Origin of the sequence: Flavobacterium sp. (genome assembly GCF_035299005.1) — a bacterium.
In the GTDB taxonomy this organism is placed as follows: domain Bacteria; phylum Bacteroidota; class Bacteroidia; order Flavobacteriales; family Flavobacteriaceae; genus Flavobacterium.
Genome location: NZ_DATGXL010000015.1, coordinates 70,850 through 90,734 on the forward strand (window position 1 = coordinate 70,850; position 19,885 = coordinate 90,734).

16 protein-coding genes, 1 other RNA gene and 1 pseudogene are annotated in these 19,885 nt (G+C 30.9%); 10 read left to right on the forward strand and 8 right to left on the reverse strand.

Going from position 1 to position 19,885, the window contains the following annotated elements:
* Window positions 1–62: 62 nt before the first annotated feature.
* Window positions 63–1,265, reverse strand: a complete 1,203-nt coding sequence (locus VK164_RS11885) for an NAD(P)-dependent oxidoreductase (RefSeq protein ID WP_324209563.1) — start codon at window positions 1,263–1,265, stop codon at window positions 63–65.
* A gap of 153 nt (window positions 1,266–1,418) precedes the next feature.
* On the opposite strand from VK164_RS11885, the gene ssrA reads away from it, so the two are divergent.
* Window positions 1,419–1,816, forward strand: a transfer-messenger RNA (tmRNA) gene (gene ssrA, locus VK164_RS11890).
* A gap of 568 nt (window positions 1,817–2,384) precedes the next feature.
* Here ssrA and VK164_RS12915 read toward each other — a convergent pair.
* The 5 genes and pseudogenes from VK164_RS12915 to VK164_RS11910 form a co-directional block, all read right to left on the reverse strand.
* Window positions 2,385–3,323 (reverse strand): annotated as a pseudogene (locus VK164_RS12915) (recombinase family protein); the annotation flags it as partial.
* A gap of 214 nt (window positions 3,324–3,537) precedes the next feature.
* Window positions 3,538–4,446: a hypothetical protein gene (locus VK164_RS11895; protein WP_324209564.1), complete on the reverse strand. Its 909-nt coding sequence runs from the start codon at window positions 4,444–4,446 to the stop codon at window positions 3,538–3,540.
* A 465-nt stretch (window positions 4,447–4,911) separates the two neighbouring features.
* A complete protein-coding gene (locus VK164_RS11900) occupies window positions 4,912–6,711 on the reverse strand; it encodes a DUF6119 family protein (protein WP_324209565.1) in 1,800 nt (599 codons plus the stop codon).
* Between the two features lie 152 nt (window positions 6,712–6,863).
* Window positions 6,864–7,706: a hypothetical protein gene (locus VK164_RS11905; protein WP_324209566.1), complete on the reverse strand. Its 843-nt coding sequence runs from the start codon at window positions 7,704–7,706 to the stop codon at window positions 6,864–6,866.
* A complete protein-coding gene (locus VK164_RS11910; protein ID WP_111565928.1) occupies window positions 7,699–8,022 on the reverse strand; it encodes a hypothetical protein in 324 nt (107 codons plus the stop codon). Before VK164_RS11910 ends, VK164_RS11905 begins: the two co-directional genes overlap by 8 nt.
* Before the next feature lie 747 nt (window positions 8,023–8,769).
* Here VK164_RS11910 and VK164_RS11915 point away from each other — a divergent pair.
* The 9 genes from VK164_RS11915 (at window position 8,770) to VK164_RS11955 (ending at window position 16,965) form a co-directional block, all read left to right on the forward strand.
* Window positions 8,770–10,887 carry a ribonucleoside triphosphate reductase gene (locus VK164_RS11915; protein WP_324209567.1) on the forward strand — a complete coding sequence of 706 codons (2,118 nt, stop codon included), beginning with the start codon at window positions 8,770–8,772 and terminating at the stop codon, window positions 10,885–10,887.
* Window positions 10,868–11,032 carry an anaerobic ribonucleoside-triphosphate reductase gene (gene nrdD, locus VK164_RS11920; protein WP_111567273.1) on the forward strand — a complete coding sequence of 55 codons (165 nt, stop codon included), beginning with the start codon at window positions 10,868–10,870 and terminating at the stop codon, window positions 11,030–11,032. Before VK164_RS11915 ends, nrdD begins: the two co-directional genes overlap by 20 nt.
* Window positions 10,989–11,711, forward strand: coding sequence for an anaerobic ribonucleoside-triphosphate reductase activating protein (locus tag VK164_RS11925; RefSeq protein ID WP_324209568.1), 723 nt, complete (start codon window positions 10,989–10,991; stop codon window positions 11,709–11,711). The genes nrdD and VK164_RS11925 overlap by 44 nt, the downstream gene beginning before the upstream one ends.
* A gap of 33 nt (window positions 11,712–11,744) precedes the next feature.
* Window positions 11,745–12,179, forward strand: a complete 435-nt coding sequence (locus VK164_RS11930) for an RrF2 family transcriptional regulator (protein WP_264549169.1) — start codon at window positions 11,745–11,747, stop codon at window positions 12,177–12,179.
* A 36-nt stretch (window positions 12,180–12,215) separates the two neighbouring features.
* The gene (gene nadA, locus VK164_RS11935) at window positions 12,216–13,151 is read left to right on the forward strand and encodes a quinolinate synthase NadA (protein ID WP_324209569.1); all 936 of its coding nucleotides are present in this window, start codon (window positions 12,216–12,218) and stop codon (window positions 13,149–13,151) included.
* 6 nt (window positions 13,152–13,157) lie between these two features.
* Window positions 13,158–14,681: an L-aspartate oxidase gene (gene nadB, locus VK164_RS11940; protein WP_324209570.1), complete on the forward strand. Its 1,524-nt coding sequence runs from the start codon at window positions 13,158–13,160 to the stop codon at window positions 14,679–14,681.
* Window positions 14,681–15,112 (forward strand): cytochrome c, encoded by a 432-nt coding sequence (locus VK164_RS11945; protein ID WP_324209571.1) that lies wholly within the window; start codon window positions 14,681–14,683, stop codon window positions 15,110–15,112. Before nadB ends, VK164_RS11945 begins: the two co-directional genes overlap by 1 nt.
* Window positions 15,109–16,434 (forward strand): cbb3-type cytochrome c oxidase subunit I, encoded by a 1,326-nt coding sequence (locus tag VK164_RS11950; RefSeq protein WP_324209572.1) that lies wholly within the window; start codon window positions 15,109–15,111, stop codon window positions 16,432–16,434. The genes VK164_RS11945 and VK164_RS11950 overlap by 4 nt, the downstream gene beginning before the upstream one ends.
* Window positions 16,435–16,527: 93 nt before the next feature.
* The gene (locus tag VK164_RS11955) at window positions 16,528–16,965 is read left to right on the forward strand and encodes an Rrf2 family transcriptional regulator (protein WP_324209573.1); all 438 of its coding nucleotides are present in this window, start codon (window positions 16,528–16,530) and stop codon (window positions 16,963–16,965) included.
* A 25-nt stretch (window positions 16,966–16,990) separates the two neighbouring features.
* On the opposite strand, the gene VK164_RS11960 is transcribed toward VK164_RS11955, so the two are convergent.
* Both VK164_RS11960 and VK164_RS11965 read right to left on the reverse strand, forming a co-directional pair.
* Complete coding sequence (locus tag VK164_RS11960; protein ID WP_324209574.1) at window positions 16,991–18,976, reverse strand: TonB-dependent receptor plug domain-containing protein; 1,986 nt, start codon at window positions 18,974–18,976, stop codon at window positions 16,991–16,993.
* 63 nt (window positions 18,977–19,039) lie between these two features.
* Window positions 19,040–19,885, reverse strand: a complete 846-nt coding sequence (locus VK164_RS11965; protein WP_324209575.1) for a hypothetical protein — start codon at window positions 19,883–19,885, stop codon at window positions 19,040–19,042.

Consider the following 19,885-nt stretch of genomic DNA (forward strand, 5'->3'; position numbering starts at 1 on the left):
AACTTTAAAAATAAACAAAAAATCCCGAAATAATCGGGATTTGAAAGTGTATCTTTTTAAAATTATTTTCCGTCAACATAGTCTTGCAAATAAGAAAAACGGGGAGTTAATTTACCATTTTCTGTCATTTTTGCTCTTTCAAGAATTCCATCTTTATCACCATTAAAAAAAGCAGGAATTACATGTTGCATAAACATTTCTCCAAATCCTTCACTAGCATCTTTTGGCAATTCGCAAGGCAAATTATCAACCGACATTACCATAATTGAAGCTGGATGTGTATAAGAAACTTCTTTATGTTCACTAGGCAAATAGCCAAAAAATGGTTCAGCAATAGTCGACGCTTTTAAAGTACATGCTACCGGACCATCCACATCACATGAAATATCAGCCACTACTTGGATTTTATTATCAGGTGCTTGAAGCATTTCACGTGTTAAAATATCAGGTGCTCCATTTCCATGAAAATGTCCGGCCATATATATATCGGCTACTTTTGTAAAACGACCAAAATCTGAAGTATATTCTTGTGGGTTTTTATAAAAATCTTCGTTAGTCAAAACTTGTCCATCAATTCTTTTATTATAATCAAGAACATCAATTTGTGTATAAACAGGTTGCGTATAATTTTTAGCTAAAAAATCAGTAACATTAACTTGTTTGATTTTGATACCATCTAAAATTTCTTTGGCTCCCATTCCAACTTTTCCATGACCTGTGAGCACAATTTTTATATTTGGAAGTGTTTGTCGCTTTAAACGAGCAATCAACTCATCTTTTCCACTCAAAGTTTCTGCTTTTGCTAAAGTGAATAAATCATATTTAATTCCAAAAGCTCTAAATCCATTGTATGCTCCTACAATTCCAGCATATCTACCAAAACCTATTAATCTTCTATTAGTTGCGTCAACAATAGTTTCATGATCATACAATTCAATGTTTTTTTCAAGAATTGCCTGTAATAATTTACGATTATATGGTTGTTTTTTAATAGTATGTGAAAAGAAAAAATATTTTTTATTCGGAATTAAAGCATCAACTGGAACTTCTTTAACCCCAAAAAGAACATCACAATCTGTAACGTCAGTATCAACTTTAATACCTAAATTTTGGTATTGTTCATCAGAAAAAACACGAATATCTGAACTTTCAACTTTTACAACTGCCTCAGGATGTTCAGATTGCAATCGAACCAACTCTTCTGGAGTAAAAACCACTCTTCTATCTGGCGGGCTTTTTCTTTCTTTAATAATACCAAACTTCATGCTAAAAATTATTTTGTAACCAAACATTTGATTAATGTTACAAATATAACTTTTTACCTTTGTTTGCACAACAGTTTTTTTTATTGAAAATTTGATAGTACTTTTGGCTCACTTTTTGATGAATATGTTATTCAAAAAACTAATTTTCACAATGGGGTCGACTGGTTTTGACAGCGAGTGGAATTGATTAGTAAGCACGTCGAGCGTTGTATGTTTAGCTCGTAAATCCAAATGTACGAACTTATAAACGGCGAAAATAATTACGCTTTAGCTGCTTAATCTGAATTATAGTAAGATTTGCCTAGTTCCTACAAGGTAGGAAAGCTAGATTCTCCTCAAAAGCCTTGGTTTATGGCGGTTGATATAGGGGAACCGTAAAAGTAAACCTAGAGAAGGTAAAGCTTTAAATCCTTCTTGACATTTATAAAGCTAAGCTAAAAGTGGCGGTTTCTAGCCTTGCTTTTGGTCGAAAATTCAAGAAGAAACTAAGCGTGTAGAAAGCTTTTTGATTGCTTGTTTGGACGAGAGTTCGATTCTCTCCGACTCCACTAAAGTGGACAACTCCAAATTTTGGAAGTTTTGTCCACTTTTTTTATTTTCCAAACCATTATTAATCAACAACATACATCTTAAAACATCGTTAATTCTTTGAGTTCGACATTTGTTTTTAAAAAAATAAATTTTTTCTGGAAATATCGAACTTATTATAGCTTGTTTCTCTTTAACTCCCCCGTTAATATAAAAACTCTCAAGATTATTCAAAAAGTGAATTCCTGATTTCAACCAATTATTATATTCAAAACTAGTCACTTGAATTGAATCTATTTTATCAACTAAATCTCTTTTTACATTTTCATAGCGTTGCATGGTTTGCATATAATTTTCTTTATCAATATTTCCATCAACATACAAATCTTGTAATTTCTGAATGCGATTATTTTGCTCATTTAATTGAATTGATAATTTTTCTTTTGATAAACTACTTTCTTCTGATTTTGATTGAAGCATATTTTTTATCATTAATTCATACAAAATTTTTGATTCTTGAGTGAATTTAAATTCAGAAAGTATTGATTCAACGTTTGAATTGACAATTTCAGCTGAAAAACGCTCTTTGTGACAATTATTACAATGATAGTAAGAATATCTTCTGCCGGTAGCACTTTTTGATTTACTTGCTGTTAGCTTACTTTCACAGCTTGAACAAAACAAAATTCCTCTTAAAGGAAATTCTTCTCTTTGAAATGAATATCCTATTTTTTTATTTGATTTTTTACCGCTTAAAACTTCTTGTACATTGTAGTATAAATTTTCAGAAATAATTGCGTCATGAATACCTTCAATAATTTGTGTAGGTTCATTTTCAAATTTTGGAACAATTATTTTACCCATGTAAAATGGATTTCTTAGTAATTTTGAAAAATTACTTCTACTAATAATTACTCCTTTTTTTCTTAAATCTTTAATTATATCACTTTGTAATTTTCCTTCACTAAAATCTTTAAATGCATTGTGAATTAAAGTTGCATTGTGACTAAGAATTACAATTGGTTTATTCTTTTCATCTCTTGAATTTTTGTATCCAATTGGAGCCATCCTAGACCATCTTCCAGATTTTAAAGCAGCTCTAATTCCCCCTCTAATTTTAATTGACCTTCTATCATTATCAATCTCTGGAATAGCCAAAAAAATAGCTAACATTGCCTTATTTTCAGGAATACTCATGTCAATTGGTTGTTCGATTGCCTGAACCTCAACCCCATACTTTTCTAAAGTTCTCATCATAATTAATGAGTCTGTTAAATTTCTGGAAAATCTATCCCAAGATGTAATCAACAATAAATCAATACTATTCTTATTCTTTTTTAAAAAACTTAGAAATTTCTGATATTCTGGTCTATTAAAATTCTTAGCCGAATGGTCTTCTCTATATTCTTTTACAATTTCTATATTATTGCGTTTACAATAATTCACCAATTGCTCATATTGAATGTCCAAACTATATCCTTTAGCTTGTTCATCGCTACTTACACGACACATTATGGCAGCTCTTTTCATTGCTTTTCGATTTATTATATTGTTTTACAGTCAATTTTGCAAAGTATTCTAACAACTCTTTAATTTCTTGAATTGTTTCATCTGAATACTTTAGTTCATTTTTGTTTAAAATTTTCTTACACTGCTTAAATGAAACCATGTTACTTAACATGTGCATCACTTTCGTTTTTTACGATAAGCTTACTATTTATTTATTGATCTGAGTTTTTCAGTATCATAATTTTATTTTTTCGGTATCTTCAAAGTTTACTATATTTCCGTTAGCAATATCTATAGTTATTTTTTTATAATCTGCCTTTTTTATGTGATTGATTATTTTACTTTCTAATGCAACTTTTTTTATTGTAGTAACTTCAATTAATTCAATATTACCTGTTTTATATTTTACTTTTATTTGTTTAATTTTTTCAAAATTCTTTCTTATAATTTTCAATAATTTACTTTCTTGTTCCGATACTATCATAGTAAACAAATTATGATTTACATCTTTTCTATTACTTAAAAATTTAGAAACATAATTACTTATGGGAATATTATAGAAAGGAAAGTTAAGAAAATCATCAACTAAACTACTTATACTATAATTACTATATTCTTTTAACATTGTATTAGAAAAAGGTAGAAAATGTTGTGAATCATCTTTTCTTATAAATAAAGAAAGTTGTTCTCCTGTATAAATAATATTTACTATAAAAATATCTAAAATATTAAAATTAAATTCTTTTTCAGGATCAGAATTGTTTAATTCTATATATAACTGAGAATATATTTCAAAATCTTTATCCCCAATAATTTTCTTTATTTCATCAAATAGTAGAATATAGTCCTTTACTTTAAATTTACTAACTATTTGTTTTTTTAGTAATAAAACTTCTTCGTTATTACAACCAAAATCTTTTAATTGTTCTACAATTTTCATCCATACATATTCAGAATAACTAATTTTATTCCAGTTTCCTTTTTCGGATTCATTATATTCAGATAACAAATTTGATCTTTCCCAATTTTTTATATCAGAATAAACAATATCGATTTCTGTTTTCAAAAACACTTTTTCTTGAATTTTATTAAATAAATCAGGAGCCTTTTCTAAAACAGAAAAATAATCTACAACATTAATCATAGTAATATTCTTTTTAAAAGACGAATATAAATAAAAGTTTGTAATAAAACAAACTTTTATTTAATAGTAAAAAAAATAATAATTTCTATCAATCGTAATAAAAAGTAGAATCCAAAGTAATAGTAGTAATAGTAGTAGAAAATAATGTAAAAAAAACAAAGTAGTAAAAACCAAAATTAATACACTTTAAAAAGTATTAATTCGTTTTAATATAATTAAGTGTATTTTCAAATAGACAAAAAATATAAAAAAACTAGTATCATACTAAGGAGATACTAGTTTTTCTTTATAACTCATAGGTCATTAACCTTTCAAAGTCGCAATTATCGCTCTGAAACTCTCCAAACCTACTTCTATGTTTTCTATAATTTCTTCTGCAAATAAAAACATAACAAAACATTTCATTCAGCAGCTGATTTTCTAATTGAAAATCAGGAAGTAGCCATTGAAGCAAACCGCTGTTATCTATAGTTTTTCATTCAATTCTGAAATGTCAATCATACTATATTCAAAATTTACGAATTCCTTCATCTCTTTAGCAGATTGTAATAAAGAATATTTAGCAATATTTGATGACGAAGCTTTAATTTTATCTATGGCATTTTTCCCTTTATAAGATGTATTATTATATGCCATAATAAAGTGAATTTTAAGCTCATTATTTTTTATTTTCTCAATAATGCCTGTTGTATTTATTTTATTTTTAATCCCTTTTGAATTATTATAGTATTCAAAAGTATCTTCTAAATATGAAATTTTTTCATTGTTTTTGAGATCATTCCATAATCTTTTAGCTGATAATACTACCTGAACATATAAATCTCTCATTGAAGTGAAAAAATGGTTTTTTACATGAATGAAATAAATTTTGTTATCTACGATTGCTAAAATGTCACATAGTTCAATATTTTGCACATACTTTTTGTCAAAAATGTAATAATCATTTAAATTTTCATGTGATTTATTATAAGTGTCTTCATCATCGCCTTCTTTCCATGGATTAAGCAATCTTTTAGTGAGTTTTAAGTCGGTATAATATTGAACAGCATCGTTTGTAATTTGTTCTAGATATTTATCTGTAAGCAAATACCAATTTTTGTCAATTTTGAAGAATTTTTTTCCTTTGTAAGGAATTTCACATGTTAAATGCATCATAAATGTTTCGAAAGTTAATAATTCATTCAAATTATAACCATCAATTTTTAGCTTTTTAACTCTTTGTTCTATTTCAAATTTTGAATAAGTATCTTCACAATTTTCAAAAATAAATTTTATTGATTCAAAATATAAATCAGTTCTACTGTAAGTTTTATGAGTTTTGTTTTGTCTGGGAAATTTTATTTCAAATGAATTACATTCATAATACTTTTCTAATTGGGTTGGATGAACCAATTCAATAATATCAGAGCCTACTAATTTATGTGAATATCCCGTATTTAAAGATAATACATCATCAATCACAAGTTTTAATAACTCTGCTTCTAACTCATCAATTAAATCGATTTCTTTAATTCTTTTAAATAATGTTAACTCGTGATATGTATCTTTATTACTTGTAATAAGATCAATATCAATTATTAGTTGTTTTAAAAATGTATAATTGATTTTTTTACGAACGCTAAAATAATTTCCTATCTCTAATATTGGATTTTTTTCACCTTTAATGAAGTTTTTTAATATTACATTTTTTACTTCATCTCTAGCATAAATCTTTAGTTTTTGAGGAATTTCTGAATAATTAAAAGACTCCGATACAGTTTGATTTTTGTTATAAGTATTTTTTTTCTGAGATATATTTCCTGAAATTGAACGCATAGATAGGTCTATCAAAAGATCTTCTTTTGGTTTTGCGAAATGTTGATAAAAATCAATACCAAAGTTAGAATCTATATATTTTCTGATTACAGAAGCACCTGAACCTCCTATAATACAATAGATTTTTTTATTATATTCTATAAAAAGAACATAAGAAAATTCTGTTACATTGAAATTGTGTTTGGATGTAAGTTCTTTTGGTAAAAAATTAATCCAATAGTAGTTTTCTTTTTCTCTATTAAAGTTATAAGAATAAAAATTGAATTTATCTTCTTTATAATCAACTAATTTTTTTGAGCTATCTAAATCTTTATTTTGAGCTTTTAAACTTATCTTATGATTTTTAGTAATTATTTCTACAATAGATTCAAAAGATTTACCTCTTAAATCGATATGAGTTTTATCAATTGAAAATATTTTCAGATTTATTTTTTCTTTTTCAGTACTCATTTTTTTAAAATTGTAGATAACATTCCGGCGCTTGGCGAGGTTACGAGCTTCGGAACTGATTATTTATATTAAATTATAAATTTCTTACGAAATGTAAACATGAATTTACCACAAAATTCGCAATCTCGCAAAACGTGTGTTAGCTGTAGTATTTAATAATTTTTACAAACAATTCTTTCAAATTCTGGATATTCTTTGTTTGCTTCTGATTTAAGAGTATATCCAACTTCTAAATCTATTTTTTTTCCTTTATTATTTTTGAAATGATTCTTTACTTTGAAAGCATTAACATCTTTTTGAGGTTTAAAGACTTCATTACTAATACTTACATAATTCCTTTCTCCTGTTTTTTCTGAAAAGGAGATAGTTATGTATTCTATTTTGTCAACTAAACTTTCATCAATAAACTTTAGTTTAAGTTCTAAAATATCTGATTCATAATCTTTTGGACATTCAAAAATAAAATTAGATGATTGTCCTGAAGACATGTAACCTTTTCTTTTGTAAAGAATTTTTTCGTCTAATTTTTGATTATAGCTTTTTATTTCGCCTATTTCAAAATTATTTATTTTTATTTTTTTGTTAATGTCATTTTTTAATTCTTCTTTTTCTCCGATAATTTTTTCAAGATTTTCAATTTCTTTTTTTAGCTTTTCTAATTCTATATTCTGCAAATAGATACTATCAATTAAAGTATGAGAATTAGATTTTAGAGATTCTAATTTGTTTACATCTAAACTATCTAAATCTGTCTTTAAGTTTAAGTTAAGATTAGTATTTAATATTTCCCGTAGCATTGTACTTTGCTTTTCAAATTCTTTATCGTAATAAAAATTCACAAGTAATGCACTTGATAGTATAGAAATCACTAATATTATATTTAGGTATTTAGACTTTTTATTATGAGTTGTATTTTTAGCAGTAATAAATATGTAAATAGCAACTAATAATGTAGCTATTAATGGTATAATGTATATGTAATTTATATTATTCATTTTCGGAAGCTTCAAATTGGTTATTATTTTTTCTCAATATTGCAATTAATGTTCCACTCCAACTTATTCCAGCAAAAATTGAAGATTTTAGAGATGAAGGTTCTAATAAAACATATGCTAATAATGCACCGATTACAGGTAATATGACAAAATCAATTCTAAAATAGAATGCTTCTGATTTATTTGGTATTAACTTCTTTATAAAAGGAATTGTGCCATTAAAATCATCACTATATAATGATAATAAATGTGTGCATAAAGCTCCTAGCCAAGTTTGAAATAAAATTATTTCATTGATTTCATTAAATAATTCCACTTTTGTTATTTAAATTATTATTTCTCATTTTGTCGTCGTCAATTCTAATATTACAGCAACTTATTTATATGCTCAGTTTTTTTGCTATTTAATTGAACATAGCTAGCTGTTTTTAGTTAGATATGCTCAACTATTGTTGTGTGTTATTTTTTATAAATCATCAAAATGGCTTTTAATCTGCTGAATATTTTTGGTACTCTATACGCTAAGTTGATACACTTTTATGTATCACACTATCGCTAGCAAGCAACTGCTTATCTATTTTATGTCTAGCAATTTGTTCTGGATTCTGATTAACCATTGTCATAAAAAACTTACTTCCAAACATAACTAAAAAAAAGGTACTATACAACCCGTAAAAATACCTGATTTTCAAACCAGGTATTTTTACGGGGGTACCCTCGGGAGCTAAAGTAAATAAAGGGGTTTTATAAATTTTACGGAAAACCGTAAACCATATTAATAAAAAGAAATATTCCCAAAAATTAATTATTGAGCCAAATCAACAGACAACCAATAACTAAACTAACTATATTTTGATCATTTATAAAATCAATTTACTTCATCTTTTTTTTTAAATAGCAAAATATATTCGTTTACAATTATGAGTGGATTAAAAATAATTATTTACAAAACAACTTATTAACAATAATTACAATTAAATTGTTGATTACTATTTATTCAAACAAGACTTAAAAGTCTTTTTAATATCTAAATTTGCTCCATACCACAATAAAATTCTGCAATATGGACAAATTTGTAATCAAACGAAATGGCACGTATTTACCCTTTGAACCTTTCAAAATAGAAGAAGCCATTACAAAAGCTTTTGCCAGTGTAAGCGAAACTTTAAACCTAAAAGTTATTGAAACCGTGTTCCAATTGATGTCACATCAAGACACTTGGGCAGTTGAAGATATTCAAGATAAAATTGAAAAAACACTTTACGAATATGGACATTATGAAGTAATGCGTTCTTTCATGTTGTTTCGTCATACACGAAAACTTCAACGCGAACACGTATTAGGCTTGAATGATGACACCACTTATGTTGACAGCACCCAAACCATAGAAGAATACACCAACCAAACCGATTGGCGCATCAATGCTAACGCTAATACTTCGTATTCCAACGCAGGTTTAGTGAATAATGTCGCTGGAAAAATCATTGCAAATTATTGGTTAGACAAAGTCTATTCGAAAGAAGAAGGCTATGCGCACCGAAATGGCGATATTCACATTCACGACTTAGATTGCTTAACAGGTTATTGTGCGGGTTGGAGTTTACGTGTTTTATTAAATGAAGGTTTTAACGGTGTTCGTGGCAGAGTGGAAAGCAGACCACCAAATCATTTTAGAGAAGCTTTAGGACAAATGGCAAATTTCCTTGGGATTTTACAAAGCGAATGGGCAGGCGCTCAGGCTTTTAGTTCTTTTGACACGTATTTGGCTCCTTATGTTTTCAAAGATAATTTAGCGTATGAAGATGTTTTAAAAGCGATTCGAAGTTTCGTTTACAATTTGAATGTTCCAGCACGATGGGGACAATCGCCGTTTACGAATATTACTTTGGATTGGGTAGTTCCAGACGATTTAAAAGAGCAAATTCCAACACGAAACGAACAACATCTATTCAAGGGAATTAACAATGATGACTTTATACAAAGAGCACAAGAAAGAGGCGTTTCAGATGTAATTGAAATGCGTTACGAACATTTTCAAAAAGAAATGAATCTCATCAATAAAGCGTATTATACCGTTATGACTGAAGGCGATGCGCATGGACAACCCTTCACCTTCCCTATTCCAACGGTTAATATTACCGAAGAATTTGATTGGTACGGAGAAAACACAGATATTCTTTTCGAAAATACAGCTAAAATTGGTTCGTCTTATTTCCAGAATTTCATTGGTAGTCAATATATGTATGATGAAAACGGCAATAAAATTGAAAATCCAAACGCCTACAAACCCAATGCCGTACGAAGCATGTGCTGCCGTTTACAACTCGATTTACGTGAATTATTAAAAAGAGGCAACGGTTTATTCGGGAGTGCTGAAATGACGGGAAGTATTGGTGTGGTTACTATCAATATGGCAAGATTAGGTTATCTAAACAAAGGCAATAAAGCCAAATTATATTCCGATTTAGATCGTTTGTTAGAAATTTCGAAAGCAACTTTAGAGAAAAAACGCGTTTTCATTCAGGAAATGTATGATAGAGGATTATTCCCTTATACCAAGCGTTATTTGCCACATTTCAGAAATCACTTCTCCACGATTGGCGTGAACGGTATTAATGAAATGATTCAAAACTTCACCGATGGAAAAGAAGACATTGTTTCTGATTACGGAATGGTATTCGCAACTGAAATTTTGGAACACATCCGAACCAAAATGAGAGCTTATCAAGAAGCAACAGGTAATTTATACAACTTAGAAGCTACTCCAGCAGAAGGTACAACCTATCGTTTTGCTAAGGAAGACAAGAAACGTTATGCCAACATCATTCAAGCAGGAGAAGGTGAAAATATTTACTATACCAATAGTTCACAATTGCCAGTAGATTATACCGAAGATCCGTTTGAAGCTTTGTTGTTGCAAGACAATTTACAATGTCAGTACACTGGCGGAACTGTTTTACACTTGTACATGAATGAAAAACTGAGTTCGATAGAAGCGTGTCGCAATTTCGTTAAAAAAGTAATTACCAATTTCAAATTACCTTACATCACTGTGACTCCTGTTTTTAGCGTTTGTCCGAAACACGGCTATTTAAATGGCGAACACGAATATTGTCCTAAATGTGATGAAGAATTATTAGCAACCTTAAAAACAACATCTTATGCAAACACAAACCACTGAAGCATTGCTTCAACACAATGAAAAAAGAACCAAATGTTTAGTCTACACACGAGTAATGGGCTATCACAGACCCGTAGAAAGTTTTAATATTGGAAAAAAAGGTGAACACAAACAACGTACCCATTTTAGAGAATGTAAATCTTGATTTTCTAAACAAAAAAGCCATTCATAGTTTTACACCCTTCACCCTATTAGATTATCCTGATAAATCGGCTTGTATCTTATGGTTTGCAGGGTGTAATATGAAATGTGATTATTGTTACAATCCAGAAATAGTTTTCGGGAAAGGCCTGTTTTACTTTTCCGAAATCTTTTCGTTTTTAAAAACCAGAAGAAATCTGTTAGATGCTGTTGTGTTTAGTGGTGGAGAATGTTTGATTCATAAAGACATTATACCCATCATCAAATTAGTCAAAAATTTAGGTTTTTTAATTAAAGTGGATACCAATGGAAGTCAGCCTAAAGTACTTGAAAAACTAATTAAAGAAAAGCTTATTGATTATGTAGCTTTGGATTTTAAAGGTCCCAAAGAGAAATTTTTTGCTATTACAAAATCGGATTTTTATTCACAATTCATTTCTTGCTTTGAATTACTTCAGAATAGTTCTATTCCGTTTGAAATTCGTACTACATATCATTCTTCTTTACTAAATCCTGAAGATATTGCTTCGATGCAAAACGTTTTAGTAGAATTAGGTTACGATAAAACCTATTTCATTCAAAACTTTAGAAACTATCAAAACACCATTGCACCACTCCCCGATTCGCAATCTATTTCGGAAAAGGATATTCATCAGAATATGACTAAAATCATAATTCGATGATTTAAAATGCCTAACTTTGTGTAAATTTTAAATATGTTTTCGAAAACCTGTGAATATGCCATACGAGCTACAATTTACATTGCCTCAGAATCGTCTGCAGGCAAACGTTGTGGTATTCGGGATATTGCTAGAAAAATTGAATCGCCAGAACCTTTTACAGCTAAAATATTACAGCGTTTAGTAAAAGCCGACATCATAAAATCGATTAAAGGAAATGGTGGTGGATTTGAAATTGAAAAAGCACAATTGAAACAAATAAAATTAGACCAGCTGGTAAAAGCTATCGACGGAAATGACTTATTTGACCGATGCAGTTTAGGACTTCACGATTGTTCCGACAAACAACCTTGTCCATTTCATCATAAATATAAACCATTACGTGAAAATTTGAAGAAAACTCTTAGAGAGACTTCCCTTTTGGATTTGATAAGTGAATTCAATACTGGAGAGACTTTCCTTAAGCTTTAAAAAATTTATTTATATAGAAGATAAAAACATCCTTTAATGAAAACAATTACGGATTTAAAAGAAAAAATTCTTGCTCTAAAGAAAGAAAAAAATGCAGTTATTCTCGCCCATTATTATCAAGAAGAAGGCATTCAAGAAATAGCGGATTTTGTAGGTGATAGCTTGGAATTGTCTCGAAAAGCATCACAAGTGGATGCTGATATTATTGTTTTTGCAGGAGTGTATTTCATGGCAGAAACCGCTAAAATTGTCAATCCTAATAAAAAAGTAATCGTTCCTGATGTAAAAGCAGGTTGTTCGCTTGCCGATGGATGTCCACCCAAAGAATTCAAAACTTTTTTAGAAAAATATCCAAATCATACCGTTGTAACTTACATTAATTGCACTGCAGAAATAAAAACATTAACTGACATTGTTTGCACTTCTTCTAATGCTAAAAAAGTGATTGCTTCCATTCCAGAAGACCAACCCATTGTGTTTGCTCCTGATAAAAATTTAGGTAAATATTTAATTGCTGAAACTGGAAGAGACATGGTTTTATGGGAAGGTTCTTGCATTGTTCACGAAGCATTCTCTTTAGAAAAATTAATCGACTTATATAAAAAACATCCAACCGCTACCATCATTGCTCATCCTGAATCGGAAACGCATATTTTAAAAGTAGCACACTACATTGGTTCGACATCAGGCATGTTGAATCATGTGAAAAACATCACAAACGACACTTTTATCGTAGCCACAGAAGCGGGAATTTTACACCAAATGCAATTGGATAATCCAACCAAAACATTAATTCCAGCGCCTTCAAAAGAAGACAATACGTGTGCGTGCAGTGAGTGTGCGTTTATGAAAGTCAACACCTTAGAGAAACTCTATCAATGTTTACAAGATGAAAGTCCAGAAGTGCTTTTGGGCAACGAAATCATCGAAAAAGCTTTAATTCCTATTCAAAGAATGTTAGCTCTAAACTAAAACATCATGCAAAATTTAGAAACAGATATATTAATAGTAGGCACAGGATTAGCAGGATTATCCCTAGCGAAATATCTCAGTGAACAAAATCCAAACCTACAAATTACCTTACTTAGTAAAACTTCCATTGACGAGTGCAATACCTATTACGCTCAAGGCGGAATTGCCGTAGTACACGACTTTATCAAAGACAGTTACCAACAACATATTCAAGACACATTACTTGCAGGAAAAGGTATTTGCGATAAAAAAGTAGTTGAACACGTGATTACAGAAGCTCCTGTCCGATTGCAAGAATTGATTCAATGGGGCGTGGAATTAGATAAGAATAATTCAGGCGAATTGGATTTAGGATTAGAAGGCGGCCATTCTCAAAATCGTATTGTACACCACAAAGACAAAACAGGATTAGAAATTGAAACCAAGTTGATTCAAGTCGTTCAAAATTTGGCGAATGTTACCATAAGAACTTCTTTTTTTGCCACAGATGTTTTGCTAGATAATCAAAAATGCATCGGAATCATTGGATTTGATGAAAAAAGTGAAGTGACTTCCATCGTAGCAAAAGCAACTGTTTTAGCAACAGGTGGATCGGGACAAGTGTTTAGCGTTACTTCTAATCCATTTGTTTCTACTGGAGATGGTGTGGCGATGGCATATCGAGCGGGTGCTAAATTGGAAAAAATGAAACATATTCAATTTCATCCCACAGCACTTTACGAACCTAATAAAAGTCAGGCGTTCTTAATTACCGAAGCGATTCGAGGATTTGGAGCTCATATTTTAAATCATAAAATGGAGCGTTTTGTTTTCGAATATCATCCTGATGGTGAATTAGCAACTCGAGATATTGTTTCGAAAGCCATTTCTGACGAAATGAAGAAAGAACATTCTAAACACGTTTGGCTCGACATAAGACACTTACCGTTAGAAACGTTTAAAACGAAATTTCCAAAGGTTTACAACTATTGCTTTGAAAATGGAATTGATGTTTCCAAAGATTTAATTCCGATAACTCCTGCAGCGCATTATCAATGTGGCGGAATTGTCGTGGATGAAACGGGAACTACTTCTATCAAACAATTGTTCGCCATTGGAGAATGTTCGCACACCGGACTTCATGGTGCCAATCGATTGGCTTCGAATTCATTATTAGAAGCGATTGTTTATGCGCATGACTTAGCAAATTACCTGATTTCATCAATAGATGCGATTAAATTGAATAAGTCTGAAATTACGCCCATTCGTTATAAAAACATTCATCACGACCAAATTTTGCAATTCAAAAACCAACTGCAACATTTTATGAAATACGATGCTTTGTACACTTCGGGAAAAAATACTGAAAAAGTATATGAAATGGTCACCGAGATGAGCAAACGCTTCAAAATGAAGTTCAAAAATTATGATTCGCATCCGTTTTTATGTGAAACTTATAATTTGATTCAAACTGCAGAAATTATTTTAAAAGATTGTTTACCCAAAAGATACCGCGTAAAATCGGTTAAAAAAGAAAAAACTATTTCGTAATGCTGAATCTATTTGCCCATCCAAAACGCATTTTTTTAGTGCTATTCGTTTGCTTTCTAGCGTTTAGCATTTGGATTTATGCCATTCCGCTTTTTAGCCCAACTCCCTATTCTGAAAAAGAACTTCATTTGGTAGCTGAAGGTCGATTGGTTTGGCAAAAATACAACTGCCATACGTGTCATCAATTGTATGGCTTAGGCGGTTATTTGGGTCCGGATTTAACCAATGTGTATTCTAGAACTGCTAACAATGAAGCGTATATCAAAGGCATAATAAAATCGGGAGTAAAACAAATGCCTGCTTTTAAAATTTCGGATGACGAAATGAAAGCGCTTTTACACTTTTTGAAAAATGTAGATGCAACCGGAACATCAAATCCACAAGATTACCAACCTGAAATAATAGGAACTTTTAGTTTAGAAAAGAAATGAAGAATTTTGGAATTTGGCTCATCAGAATAGCCCTTGTGTTGTTTGTTTTAGGCTTGTTTTTTGGACATTTAGCTTCCGAAAGTTATCGCATTACCCAACCAAAATTGGGTGTTATGGGATTTTTATCGCTACGTCCGCTTCATGTAAGTAGCGCTTATTTGGGGATTATAACTGCTGGATTGGGTTTTCTGACTTTGATTATTGCAAAAATGAAAACCACACGTTTTGGTACTTTTTTACAATACTTGCATTTTTCACTTTGGGTAATTGCTTTAATTGGAATTTTCTACAGCTATTTTACAGGTGATTTTGGAGGAAGAGAATATTGGGAATTCAATCCCGTTTGGGCTTTACCAATCTTTGTTTCCTTTATTGTTTTTTTAGTTTTCTATCTGCATCAGGTTGGATTTTCTATGAAATGGCCTGTTTATTATTGGATGTGGCTTACTGGAATTATCTTCTTTATTTTCACTTTTATCGAAAATTATTTGTGGATATTCCCTTATTTCAGAGAACATTTCATTGCTGATATGACGATTCAGTGGAAAGTAAATGGTTCGCTCGTGGGAGCTATCAATCAAATTATTTATGGTGTTGCTTTTTACTTGATGGAAAAAATTAGTGGCGATGAAAAATCGTCCTATCAAAAACTATCATTTGCCATGTATTTTCTGGGAATGTTTAATTTGATGTTCAATTGGGGACACCATATTTACTTGCTTCCAACCGAAAAATACATTCATTACATTGCCTATGCAGTGAGCATGACCGAATGGATTATTTTGATTCGTATTTTTTACAAATGGAGCCAACAAATCAAAGAAAATAAACAGTTTTACTACTTTTTCCCTTATCGCTTTTTAATGGCATCTGATTATTGGGTAACAATAAACTTAACACTCGCACTATTCATGTCGATTCCAGCCATCAACTTATATACGCACGGAACGCATATCACGGTGGCGCATGCGATGGGAACGACCATTGGGATTAATACCATGATAATTTTAGCAGGTGTTTTCTACTTCATTAAACCAACTTTCAACTCTGCAAAATGGCGATTGTATGGCAGCATTGCATTTTGGATTGTACAAGTTACCTTATTACTTTTTCTAATTTCCTTAATTGGAATGGGCGTTCAACGCGCGATTTGGCAAGCTGGATTGACTTCGGAAAGCTTCAGCAAAATGAGTAGTTCCAGTGGAAATTGGGTTTTACTTTTCGTCATTTTGGGAACGATTTTAATGTTCAGTATGGCGAGTTTTTTCATATATCTTTTGATTCAATCTTGGAAGAAAAATGAATTAAAGATTGAAGAATAAATTTATCCTAAAAATACGATGATAAAAATCAGGTGAAATATCATAATTCCATTGTATATTTGGCCTTTAATTCTTTCAAATTTATCATTGCCTATGTTTTCAAAATCATGCAATTATGCTATAAAAGCCACCATATTTATTGCCAAACATTCCTTAGAAGAAAAAAAGGTAGGTTTTGTTGATATCGCCAAAGAAATCGATTCGCCACAAGCGTTTACAGCTAAAATTTTACAAATACTTGTAAAAGCAGGAATTATCGAATCGGTTAAAGGCGTAAATGGTGGATTTTATATTCCGAAAAAGAGAATTAAAAAGACTTTCTTAGTTGAAATCGTTGATGCTATTGATGGCGACGCGGTTTTTCATGGTTGCGGATTAGGTTTATCGCAATGTTCTGAAACGCATCCTTGTCCGGTGCATGATAAATTCAAAAGTATTCGTGATGAATTAGCGCGAATGCTAGAAACTACGAATTTAGAAGAATTAGCTTTGGGAATTAAATCAGGAGAAACTTTCTTGAAATCGTTATAAAACCAATTCTTCTAATTTGTAGTATTTAAAACTGAAACATCAAATTAACAAATACATTTCGTCCCATTCTTGGTAGATTATTCCAATCAGTGTAAGTAGTATAACTGGCATCGAAGATGTTTTCAACACCTGTATTTAGTATCATTTTTAATTTCTCAAAAGTGAATTTATAACCAAAATTAGCATTCACAATTGCATAATCGGGTGTTTTATCTTCACCATAAAAAGCGTTGTACTCAGTTTGTGTGGCATTTCCTTTTAGTTGTAATTCCGAACTGAATTTTCCAGGTCTAAAGCCTAAAGAAGTCATGTAATTAAACGGACTCATAAAAGGTAAACCGTTGTTTTCATTGTCTTTTCCTAAATTATAAACGAATTGTCCTTTCCAAATCCAGAAATCTGATAATTGATAACTTACAGTAAAATCAGAAGATAAAATAGCCGCATAATCTAAAGCGGTATAGACTTTTATTCCATTAGCATCAATAGTCATAGGCGCTACCGAAGCATCAGGAATTCCGATAATAAAATCGTAAATGTGAAAATACGATGCTGATATTTTGGTTTGCCATTTCGCATTTTTGTATCCAATATTGGCATTTCCTTCTACCGATTTTTCGTTTTTTAAATTTGGGTTTCCGATGTAATCAAATCCGTCAAAGCTGTTGAATAAATAAAAACCATATCCTTCTGAAACTGATGGAGCGCGTTCGCCATAACCCATTCCGAATCCATACGAAATTCCGTCTTTGTTGTAGAAATAATTAGTGGAAAAACTTTTTAGGAATCGAGATTTTGAAGCTTGCATTTCTGGATAGAAAATCTGTAAACTTTGCAAGCCGAAATCACTCGCAACATTATTATTATGAAATCCTAAATTCGTAGTGAATTTCAAATTAGAATGACAATTAATTTCAAAATTATCTTCCAAATAAATTCCTGCATACAACGTACGAACATCAGGCCAAGTGAACATAAACATTAAGTTTTCGTTTGGATCAGATGGATACATCGTCATTTCGGCAACGGAACGATTGTAAAACGAATTCAAATTGACTAAAAATTGATGCTTTTTGTATTTCCCATTCACTTTAGAATAAAAACCATAAGTGTCGCTCCAACCTGGCATGTCCATGTGAATAGGAACATCAGGACGTTTGGTGTCGTCCATAGTGTGCGTAATCGTATTGAAATACAATTTAGTTTCCCAATTATCGATTTGCTCCAAATTAGGCTTGTAATTGAATTTTACTGAAGTAATCAAAGCTTCCGCCAACGAAACATCCATTGGTAATACGGGATAACCAACATCAGTTGCTCTATCAAAAATTACTGAAGCTTCAATGTTTTTATTAGACGCCAATAGATAGCCAAAAGTAGTCGATAAATTCAATTTTCTGAATTGTGAAAACTGAATTTCTTTATCTTTTCCTGCTTTGTAATTTTCAGCATCGCGAAACATCACATCGGTATCCACATATAACAAACTATCGGCATAATTAATGGCCGAACCAATGATTTTCTGACGATTATTCGTTTCATAACCTGAGTTGACGAAGAATTCCCAACCGGTATTAGTAAATTGGCGTTGGTTTCTTTTTAAATCGATGGAACCACCAATCGTACTTCCATGACAACTACCTTGTTGCCCAGAAGAAATGGTAGCTTCAGATAAATTAGAAACTTCAACATAAGAAGTTACAGGATCCATTTTATCGGTACAAGCGCCAAAGATTCGCATTCCGTCGATGGTAACAACGGTTCGTTCGGTTGCCATTCCATTGATGATGGGTTCCCAAGCATAAGCACCTCTTTTGATTAAATCTACTTTGGTGGATCTTTGCAGAAACTCGTCTAAAGTAGCGAGTGTTTTAGTTTGCTTTACGTGTAACGCTGCTTTTGTTCCTACTACCAAAACCTCTTTAAGTTCTTTAGTTTTGAGAGAATCGACTTCTTGACTAAAAGTAAAACAAAACGAAAGTGACAGAAAAAATACAACTAATTTTTTCATGATATAAAGATTTTAAAAAAGGTCGCTATTTAAGTCATAACGACCTTTTTTATAAGTAAAAAATTAAAATTCGATTTCGAAGAAAATACTACTAGCAGTAACTGTTTCTGTAATTTCTTCTCCTTTTAAGATAGTTCCTTCAGCGTTGGCTAATTGTAAGTTGATTTTCCAATAACCTGTCATGGTTAACGATAATTTACCATCGTATAATCCACCTGCTAAAGTTTGAGTCGCATGAACGTTATTTGGTGATGAATGATTTCCCATACTTGGCATTCTTGGATCTATTTTTACGGTATAACCATCAACAACTGGGAACGTCATCATGTTTTGCATTTTCCAAACACCAACTTTCATATCGTTAACCGCTACTTTTGGATGATGAGGCTCAATGTAAGCCACTAAATACTTAACACCATCTGAACCTGTGAATGTATTTACTTTACGTTTTGCAGAAGCAGGCACATCAATTACATCTGTAGCAGTATAATCTACACCATTTATAGTGTAATCGATTTTTAAATCCCAGTATTCGGTTTCATTTTGAGCCATTTGAAACATGATATAGCCTTCGTATAAAGTTCCATTTTCAGTTACTTTTTCTACTGCTGAATAGGGACATGCATGTGTCATCATTGTCATGTGCATTAGTGGAGCCCAACTTACTTCTGCATTTTTTATATAATTGTTGGTTGCGTTTTCTTTGATTCGTAGGCTAATTTCATTGTATCCTTGTTCTAAACTTCCCATGTGAGAATACAATTCTATTGTGTGTGTATCATTAGTGATTTCTTTAAATTTAGTAATTCCGTCTAATTCATTTACAGTAGTTTCATCATCGTTTGAACAAGACACGAAAGTTAAGGCCATAGCAAAAATGGCTACAATATATTTTATTGAAGTTTTCAT

Bases quoted from the DNA above. Each gene is read 5' to 3' on its own strand.
- VK164_RS11900 (WP_324209565.1), bottom strand. From the start codon at position 6,711: ATGAGTACTGAAAAAGAAAAAATAAATCTGAAAATATTTTCAATTGAT.
- VK164_RS11930 (WP_264549169.1), top strand. From the start codon at position 11,745: ATGTTTTCGAAAACCTGTGAATATGCCATACGAGCTACAATTTACATT.
- nrdD (WP_111567273.1), top strand. From the start codon at position 10,868: ATGCAAACACAAACCACTGAAGCATTGCTTCAACACAATGAAAAAAGA.
- VK164_RS11950 (WP_324209572.1), top strand. From the start codon at position 15,109: ATGAAGAATTTTGGAATTTGGCTCATCAGAATAGCCCTTGTGTTGTTT.
- VK164_RS11945 (WP_324209571.1), top strand. From the start codon at position 14,681: ATGCTGAATCTATTTGCCCATCCAAAACGCATTTTTTTAGTGCTATTC.
- VK164_RS11905 (WP_324209566.1), bottom strand. From the start codon at position 7,706: ATGAATAATATAAATTACATATACATTATACCATTAATAGCTACATTA.
- VK164_RS11915 (WP_324209567.1), top strand. From the start codon at position 8,770: ATGGACAAATTTGTAATCAAACGAAATGGCACGTATTTACCCTTTGAA.
- VK164_RS11965 (WP_324209575.1), bottom strand. From the start codon at position 19,885: ATGAAAACTTCAATAAAATATATTGTAGCCATTTTTGCTATGGCCTTA.
- nadA (WP_324209569.1), top strand. From the start codon at position 12,216: ATGAAAACAATTACGGATTTAAAAGAAAAAATTCTTGCTCTAAAGAAA.
- VK164_RS11895 (WP_324209564.1), bottom strand. From the start codon at position 4,446: ATGATTAATGTTGTAGATTATTTTTCTGTTTTAGAAAAGGCTCCTGAT.
- VK164_RS11960 (WP_324209574.1), bottom strand. From the start codon at position 18,976: ATGAAAAAATTAGTTGTATTTTTTCTGTCACTTTCGTTTTGTTTTACT.
- VK164_RS11885 (WP_324209563.1), bottom strand. From the start codon at position 1,265: ATGAAGTTTGGTATTATTAAAGAAAGAAAAAGCCCGCCAGATAGAAGA.
- VK164_RS11955 (WP_324209573.1), top strand. From the start codon at position 16,528: ATGTTTTCAAAATCATGCAATTATGCTATAAAAGCCACCATATTTATT.
- nadB (WP_324209570.1), top strand. From the start codon at position 13,158: ATGCAAAATTTAGAAACAGATATATTAATAGTAGGCACAGGATTAGCA.